The 8,382-nt window shown below is 41.4% G+C and carries 7 protein-coding genes; 5 read left to right on the forward strand and 2 right to left on the reverse strand.

Going from position 1 to position 8,382, the window contains the following annotated elements; translation table 11 throughout:
- Positions 1 to 385 precede the first annotated feature (385 nt).
- The 5 genes from purB to G4P69_RS18750 all read left to right on the forward strand — a co-directional run bounded on the left by purB (position 386) and on the right by G4P69_RS18750 (position 5,704).
- Positions 386 to 1,681, forward strand: a complete 1,296-nt coding sequence (gene purB, locus G4P69_RS18730; RefSeq protein ID WP_208350836.1) for an adenylosuccinate lyase — start codon at positions 386 to 388, stop codon at positions 1,679 to 1,681.
- Between the two features lie 194 nt (positions 1,682 to 1,875).
- Positions 1,876 to 2,196 (forward strand): hypothetical protein, encoded by a 321-nt coding sequence (locus G4P69_RS18735; protein ID WP_208344558.1) that lies wholly within the window; start codon positions 1,876 to 1,878, stop codon positions 2,194 to 2,196.
- 276 nt (positions 2,197 to 2,472) lie between these two features.
- Entirely contained in the window at positions 2,473 to 4,305 is a 1,833-nt protein-coding gene (locus G4P69_RS18740; protein ID WP_208344559.1) for a glycoside hydrolase family 15 protein, read from the forward strand.
- 245 nt (positions 4,306 to 4,550) lie between these two features.
- Positions 4,551 to 4,883 carry a WD40 repeat domain-containing protein gene (locus G4P69_RS18745; RefSeq protein ID WP_208344562.1) on the forward strand — a complete coding sequence of 111 codons (333 nt, stop codon included), beginning with the start codon at positions 4,551 to 4,553 and terminating at the stop codon, positions 4,881 to 4,883.
- A 308-nt stretch (positions 4,884 to 5,191) separates the two neighbouring features.
- A complete protein-coding gene (locus G4P69_RS18750) occupies positions 5,192 to 5,704 on the forward strand; it encodes a late competence development ComFB family protein (RefSeq protein ID WP_243902609.1) in 513 nt (170 codons plus the stop codon).
- A gap of 132 nt (positions 5,705 to 5,836) precedes the next feature.
- On the opposite strand, the gene G4P69_RS18755 is transcribed toward G4P69_RS18750, so the two are convergent.
- A complete protein-coding gene (locus G4P69_RS18755) occupies positions 5,837 to 7,243 on the reverse strand; it encodes a hybrid sensor histidine kinase/response regulator (RefSeq protein WP_208344560.1) in 1,407 nt (468 codons plus the stop codon).
- Positions 7,244 to 7,246: 3 nt separating this feature from the next.
- The coding region (locus G4P69_RS18760; protein ID WP_208350837.1) for a GAF domain-containing sensor histidine kinase at positions 7,247 to 8,382 on the reverse strand (1,136 nt) is incomplete at its 5' end.

Genomic DNA, 8,382 nt, shown 5'->3' on the forward strand with positions numbered 1-8,382 from the left:
TTGTTGTTCTTGTCTAGAGTAGAATGAATTGGTTGCACAGTAGAATTAAGCACATTTTAGGCCAATTATTTCACTCACAATCAATATTTTTGATATTGTATCAGGTTAATGGATATCAGAAATCAAGCAGATAATTATTCATAAAAAATGGGCATAGGGCATGGGATTATCGGATATGGGGCAAAGGGCTTAATCAAGCAGTATTGACTTCCTTTGTAAAGACAGATTTACGGATGATGTAATTTTAATTCATTCTTCTACTCCACCCCCATGCCCCATGCCCCATGCCCCATGCCCTATGCCCCATGCCCCATGCCCTATGCCCCATGCCCCATGCCCCAGTTAATTTACAATATGACAGTTGTACTCTGTGTCATAGTAGACTGTGATTGAGCGATATACTTTGCCTGAAATGGGCAATTTGTGGATTGAAGCCTATAAGCTAAAAACCTGGTTACAAGTAGAAATTGCTGTATGTGAGGCTCAGGCTGAGTTAGGTTACATTCCTAGTGAAGCTGTTGCGGAAATTAAGGCGAAGGCAAATTTTGATCCTGATCGGGTGCTGGAAATTGAAGCCGAAGTTCGCCATGATGTTATTGCCTTCTTGACAAATGTTAACGAATACGTTGGTGATGCTGGACGTTATATTCACCTGGGTTTAACTAGCTCAGATGTGCTAGATACGGCTTTAGCGTTGCAGCTAGTTGCCAGTCTTGATGTGTTGTTGCAAAGATTAGAAGATTTGCTCCAGGCAATTCGCCAAAAAGCAAAGGAACATCGTTATACAGTAATGGTGGGACGTTCCCACGGAATTCACGCCGAACCTATCACCTTTGGTTTTAAGCTAGCAGGGTGGTTGGCAGAGGTGTTACGACACCAAGAACGTTTAATAAATCTTCGCCGAACAATTGCAGTTGGTAAAATTTCCGGTGCTGTAGGAACTTACGCCAATGTGGAACCCCGCGTAGAAGCGATCGCTTGCCAAAAACTCGGACTCCAACCCGATACAGCATCAACACAAGTGATTTCACGCGATCGCCACGCCGACTACGTTCAACAATTAGCCTTACTCACAGCATCAATTGAACGTTTTGCTGTAGAGATTCGCAATTTGCAAAGAACAGATGTTTTAGAAGTTGAAGAATTCTTCGCCAAAGGGCAAAAAGGCTCTTCAGCAATGCCGCATAAGCGTAACCCAATTCGTTCAGAACGGCTAACGGGGATGGCACGAATCATCCGATCTCACGCTGTTGCAGCTGTGGAAGATATTGCATTATGGCACGAGCGGGATATTTCCCACAGTTCAGTAGAACGAGTGATTTTGCCAGATTGTTGCATTTTAACCCATTTTATGTTGGTGGAGATGACGAATTTGGTCAAGAACCTGCTAGTCTATCCAGAGAACATGGAGCGAAATATGAACTGCTACGGCGGCGTCATATTTAGCCAAAAAGTTCTACTTGCCTTAGTTTCCAAGGGTATGAGCCGTGAAGATGCTTACGCAGTCGTACAATCGTGCGCTCATGCAGCCTGGAATCAGCCAGATGGCAATTTTCACGCTTTGATTGCCACAGATCCTTGTGTTACCCAAAAGTTGTCCCCAGAAGAAATTCAGGCATGCTTTGATCCAACAAATCATTTGAGGCACTTGGAGCAAGTTTACCAACGTTTGGGCATTTAGCAGGGAGCCAGTCGCTCCGATCCAAGTCAAAAGTCAAAAGTCAAAAGTCAGAATTAATCTCACTAGTATTTATTCTGACTCCTGACTACTGACTTCTGGATTCTATTTATCTAAGTCCAACAATAGATGCATGAATATACAACTAAGTAATAAATTATGAATAGAGGTACAGCCTACTTTGAGGAGGCTATGAGATGAAGCGCTTTGTTTTAGCTGTTTTAGTGAGTGCTTTGGGTGCAGCAGGTACTGTAACTTTCCCTCAAAGCGCCAAAGCTGATTACGCCTACGAGCGTCATGCAGGCTTTTATCGAGGAGATTATCCCCGAGAATATCGAGAGCATCGGTATCATCGAGATCCAGGATATTATCGGGATCGCGATTATTATCGGGATCGCGGGTATTATCGGGATCGCGGGTATTATCATCGCCCATACTACTATGGAAGATATTATGGGGGCTACGATCCATATCATCGCTCTCAATTCCAACTAGTCGTTCCGCTTATCTTTCGCTAGCCTTACACCCCATGAGTTGGGTGCAGCTAGATTGTATAAAACAAAAACGTGAAATTTTTTTAATGCGGGCTGCGCAGCCCGCGCTCCATATAGAAATACAACGCGCAACCCTTGTGTGGGGCGTACCGTGGTACGCCCCATTTTTAACATGAGTGCGAATTGCGATAGTTCTGTCTTTTGCCCATCAAGAATCTTCCCGCCTCTAGTCGTGAAAAATGTTAACTTTCAGTTACAATACACTGCTCGTGCTTTGTAAATAAGCTAAGGAGCAACGTTATGGGGTATCAGCCAATCCATAACTACGGTATTGTCGGGAACATGTACACTACTGCATTAGTGGGTCTAAATGGGTCGATTGATTGGTTTTGTTTTCCATCTCATGACTCGCCTAGTGTCTTTGCTGGGTTGCTGGATGTTCACAAAGGCGGACATTTTAAAATTGCACCAATAGCCAGTGAGGTAACTCATAAGCAATTTTACTGGCCGGAAACTAATGTTTTGCTAACCCGCTTTCTTGCATTAGAAGGAGTTGCAGAAACAGCCGATTTTATGCCTGCGGGTATACAAGAGCAAGACTTAGGCTTTCAATGGCTAATCAGGCGTGTCAGGGTGATCCGTGGCAACATGGATTTTGTTATGGAATGCTATCCTGCTTTTAACTACGCCCGGGATGAACACCAAACAATAGTCACTTCTCTAGGTGCAGTCTTTCTCTCATCTTCGCTTAGCCTTGCACTTTCAACAGAGATTCCTCTACGACAGATAGGGAATGGAGTACAAGCTAAGTTTACCCTTCACTCAGGAGAGACAGCTGTATTTGTACTCAGGAGAACTGAGCCAGACGGTGGTTGCGGGCTTCCGTTGGTTAAGTCCCGAGCAGATAATTTATTCAAGGAGACTGTAGAATATTGGCGTCACTGGCTTGAGCAATGTACTTATAAAGGTAGGTGGCGAGAAATAGTCCATCGCTCAGCGTTAGTGTTAAAATTGCTTACCTATGAACCCACTGGGGCAATCATTGCATCACCTACTTGTAGTCTGCCAGAGAAGATTGGTGGGGAACGCAATTGGGACTACCGCTATACGTGGATACGCGATGCAGCTTTTACAGTTTATGCTTTGCTGCGGCTTGGTTTTACTGGGGAAGCAGCCAAGTTTATGAATTGGATAGGTTGCCTTTGCCATAAACGAAATCCAGATGGCTCCTTGCAACCTATGTATGGTATTGATGGACGTCATGAACTTGAGGAGGAAATTTTAGAGCATCTGGAAGGTTACAAAGGTTCAAAACCAGTCCGTATTGGTAATGCTGCTTACAAGCAGTTACAAATGGACATTTATGGCGAGTTGATGGACTCAATATATCTTTATAACAAGTATGTAGTGCCAATATCGTATGATGCGTGGAATGAACTGCGCCTGATGATCAACTGGATTTGTGATAATTGGCAACGAAAAGATCGTGGTTTGTGGGAAGTACGTGGAAAAGACAGGAACTTTGTCTACTCAAAGCTTATGTGTTGGGTAGCCGTGGATCGTGGCTTGCGTTTAGCTGATAAGCGCTCATTCCCAGCAGAACGGGAGCGGTGGCTTGTGGTTCGCGATCAAATTTATGAAGAGATTATGGCTGAGGGCTGGAATGATTCACTTCAGGCTTTTGTACAAAGTTACGGCAGTGATTCGTTGGATGCGTCTAATTTGATTATTCCTTTGATATTGTTCCTCTCCCCAACAGATCCTCGAATGCTGTCTACTATCGATGCTATTAACAAATCTCCAGAGCAAGGAGGGCTTGTCTACAATAGCTTGGTTTACCGATACAACGTGGAAGCAACACCTGATGGTTTAACGGGAGAGGAGGGAACTTTTAATCTCTGCACATTTTGGCTGGTAGAAGCACTAGCCCGCGCTGGACAAGTAGAAAGCAGCAGACTTGATGATGCCCGACTCATTTTTGAAGATATGCTTGGTCATGCTAACCATCTGGGGCTTTTTGCTGAGGAAACAGATCCAACTGGCAGGGCTTTAGGAAATTTTCCCTTAGCTTTAACCCATCTGTCATTGATCAGTGCTGCGTATAACCTCAATAAGGCGATTGATAAAGCTTAGCTTTGGTTGTCTAAGTTACCATGATTCACCTACGCCCAAATTTTTTTATGGGGGTAGGTAGATGGTTAATATCACCACTTCTTTTGGAAGAGCTAGGGAGAGATTTTTTCTATGCCATTGGAACGATTTTTTTATCTACCTCTCTCAAGATAGACTTATCCCATACAGTCGTCAATTAAAGTATATGCGTATCGCCCTCTATTATCTTTACACTAAGAAGGTGACGTTATCACAACTGTTGCAAGATGCGAGGAGAATATCACGCCGCAGCAGTGGTACAAAGGCATAACAGTACTATCAAACTTTGGACTCCAGACGGTAGATTAGTAAAAACTATTAATGATCCCAAACCAGGACTTTCGGGAATAGCATTTAGTCCAGATAGTCAAATATTTGTCTGTGTCGGTCAGGATAATCTGCTAAGATTTTGGCAAAGAGACGGTCAGATGCTCAAAACTGTACTCGCTCCTGCAAAGATTAACCAAGCAGTTTTTAGCCCTAACGGTCAAATTATCGCCACATCCAATGAGGATAATACTGTTAGACTTTGGAATAAAGATGGTGTTTTGTCAACCTAAACGAACATCCTCTAAAAAGACTTTCAAAGTGTACATTGAAAATTACTGAGTGATGATTTTTGCAAATAATCCGGATATTGGTGCGCATCCTTGAATCTAGTAACGTATCACAATAGTAAATTTTCAATCCCTTTGATAAGTCGCATATTGTCTAGACGCAAATGGTAACGCGTTTAAAACATCAATCGTTTGTTGTTGAGTATAGATTTGTCAAAAATTATGGTTTTACTCATAATTTTTCGGGGTTTTTAGCTCGCATTATTTATTGAGACAAACACCACAATTTTCAACTATTAAGGATGTATTCGATGAAAAAATTTAAGCAAGATGAATTTGCACGAAATTCGCGAAATGTTATGGAACTACTAGTCGTAGAAGAGGTAGAGCAACAAATTAAAGCTTTACCCCCTAAAATCGCCAAGTATATTAAACCGGTTGAGGTAACTGCTTATGCCTTAAATCGCTTACCGGGGTTATACGCTACAAGCCAGCGTGGATGGCAACGACAATTGAACAAAGGACGAAGAGAGTTGTCTGAGCAGATAAAAATTGCCGTACGCCAAGCAGTTATAGCTGTACAAAGAGATCTTCTACGCACAGAGATACCTTTATTTTTCTATGAAAATGAAGAAAGTGCCGCACTAGCTACATTGCAGAAACTGAAAATTTTACTTCAGAACCAAGACTTAACATGGGAAAATTTAATCGATGTGGTTGAGGAATCTTTAGTAAATGCTTTGCAAGGAAAAATTACCTGGCGTAGCTGTAAACATCCAGACTATGAAATTTTTAACTGGAATGAACACCCACATTATCAGTAAGAATTAAGAAAAAAGAATTCAGAAGTCAGCAGGAGCCAGTGCGTTATTGCTGCACGAGGGGAGTCCAGTATAGCATTTCACAGGGGATAAATTGCCGTAGTCTTTGATGATTTGGTGGATTTAGGCTCTTGACTAAACTGATTTAATTGGTAAGTGGATGATAAAGGTTGTTCCTTGTCCTACAGTAGACTCTACAGTAATTAAACCACCATGTTTTTCTACGATAATTTGACGAGCGATTGCTAATCCTAAACCTGTCCCTTTTCCGACTTGTTTAGTAGTAAATGAACAGGCAAAAATGGACGATTTCAGTTCATCGCTCATCCCGGTGCCGTTATCTTGAATACCGATGGTAGCAAATTTTTTATCAGCATCAATTTTTGTAAAAATAGTAATGCAATTGGGGAAAGATTCTATTTGTTGATAATTCTTATCTCGATTGGATTCTTCAAGGGCATCAATAGCATTAGCCAAAATGTTCATAAACACTTGATTGAGTTGTCCTGCATAACATTTTACCAAAGGCAGTTCACCGTAATTTTTCACCACTTGAATTTCTGGACGTTTTTCATTGGCTTTGAGGCGATGTTTGAGAATCGAAATCGTGCTATCGATACCATCGTGGAGGTTAAACGGTATAGGACAATCGCTATCAGCGCGGGAAAAAATTCTCATACTCGTACTAATTTCGCTGATTCGATTCACACCTTCATGCATTGAGGCAATTAGATTTGGTAAATCTGTGCGAATATATTCTAGGTCTATTGCATCAATTCTAGCTTGAATTGTTGGGCTCTTGTTTTGGAATTCTTGTTCATATAAACTTAGCAAGCTAAATAGATCTTTTATGTATTCTAAAGCTAGTTGAATATTACCTTCTATAAAACAAACTGGGTTATTAACTTCGTGAGCTATACCTGCCACCAATTTGCCAATAATTGACATTTTTTCTTGCTGGATAAGGTGTAATTGAGTCTGTTGAATTTGGTAACTTTGTTGTTGAATAATCTTGAGATCGCGATAAGAACGCAATGCGGAAATAACAGTAGTAATTAATTTTTGTCGTGTTAATTCTACCTTGAGTTTATAGTCGTTAATGTCATACTTAAGAATCACGGATTCTTCCGGCGCATCTCCTGGTTGTCCCGTGCGAAGAATAATTCGCACCAGAGGATTTTGTAATTCTTCACGAATGTGCTGGACTAGCTGTAATCCCGCATCATTACTTTCCATAACTACATCCAGTAATACAAAAGCAATGTCGAGGTTTTCTGCTATTAATTGTTTACCAGTTGTACTAGAGTATGCCGAAAGAATATGCAACCCTTTGCCTTCAAAAGTAAAATCCTTTAAAGCTAGCTGAGTAGCGTGGTGTACTGAGGGTTCATCATCAACAATTAATACTTTCCAATTCTCAGAGGAATTGGGGTTAGACTCTACTGTTGCTTCGGCTTGGGAGTCATCAAAAAGGAGTATTTCATCATCTTCAATCAAGATATTGTCTGAATTTCCCGCCAGGATATTAAATGAATTAGACATAGACTAGAGACTCCGAGGTAATTTAATTGTAAACACAGTACCTTGACCTACTTGACTTTCAACATTTATCCCTCCACCGAGTTTTTGAGTCACAAGGTTATAAACAATGTGCAAGCCCAGTCCACTACCACCACGCGAGCGTGCCGTTGTAAAAAATGGCTCAAAAATTTTCTCCAAGGCTTGACGAGGAATTCCACAACCATCATCGCTGTATACTAAGGTGACATCCTCGTGAGTTTCACTGATGTGAATCTCCAGATGACCAGGGTTTCGTGTAGGGTAAGCATGCTCAAGGGAATTATTCAACAAATTTACTAACATCTGTGAGATCGCCCCTGGATAACTAAAAATTTGAATAGATTCATCCCCGGTTACGGTGAGGCTATGTCCAGCTTGTCGCAATTTTGGACTCAGGCTAGTGAGAATATCGTCAATATAAGATTTAAGGGAAATTTGGCGCTGTTCTAAGTGAGTTTGATCCACTGCAACTTGCTTAAAACTTTGAATTAGCTCCCCAGCGCGTTGCAAGTTAGTTAGCATAATTGTGGAACACTCTTGCGCTGTATTTAAGTAGCTATTTAAGACAGATTTCTTCAGTTGTCCCTCCGTAATGGCAGCTTTGAAGATTTTGGTTTCTTCTGCTAGGGTAGAAGCAACAGTAATGCCAATGCCAACGGGGGTATTAATTTCATGGGCGATACCAGCCACTAATCCTCCCAAAGCTGCCATTTTTTCAGATTCCACGAGTTTTTTCTGAGCAGCTTTCAGGTCATTGAGGGCTTGAGAAAGTTCACAGGTGCGCTCGATGACTTTATGTTCTAAAGTGTTGTAAAGGCTGGCGTTTTCTAAAGAAATGGCAGCTTGAGTGCAGAGTAAGTTGAGAATTTCTAGGCGATCTCTCGTGAAGGCAAAACTTGTGAGATTATTTTCTAAATACAACACAGCAATGAGTTGCCCTTGCTTAAGAATTGGCGTACACAACAAGCTTTGGGGAGAATGGTTACTAAAATAGGGATCTCGTGAAAAAATGTCAGGAATTTCAGCATTGGCAATCGTAAATTTTAAAGTCCGTGCGACGTAGTGAACAATAGATATGGGTAGTTCCAAGCAACTATCTAAAGGTTGTATTTCAAAGTCCA

The sequence above is a fragment of the Aetokthonos hydrillicola CCALA 1050 genome, assembly GCF_017591665.1.
Lineage (GTDB): Bacteria > Cyanobacteriota > Cyanobacteriia > Cyanobacteriales > Nostocaceae > Aetokthonos > Aetokthonos hydrillicola.

Excerpts from the sequence above, each read along its gene's own strand:
- G4P69_RS18735 (WP_208344558.1), top strand. The coding sequence starts at position 1,876 with ATGAAGCGCTTTGTTTTAGCTGTTTTAGTGAGTGCTTTGGGTGCAGCA.
- G4P69_RS18740 (WP_208344559.1), top strand. The coding sequence starts at position 2,473 with ATGGGGTATCAGCCAATCCATAACTACGGTATTGTCGGGAACATGTAC.
- G4P69_RS18745 (WP_208344562.1), top strand. The coding sequence starts at position 4,551 with ATGCGAGGAGAATATCACGCCGCAGCAGTGGTACAAAGGCATAACAGT.
- G4P69_RS18750 (WP_243902609.1), top strand. The coding sequence starts at position 5,192 with ATGAAAAAATTTAAGCAAGATGAATTTGCACGAAATTCGCGAAATGTT.
- G4P69_RS18755 (WP_208344560.1), bottom strand. The coding sequence starts at position 7,243 with ATGTCTAATTCATTTAATATCCTGGCGGGAAATTCAGACAATATCTTG.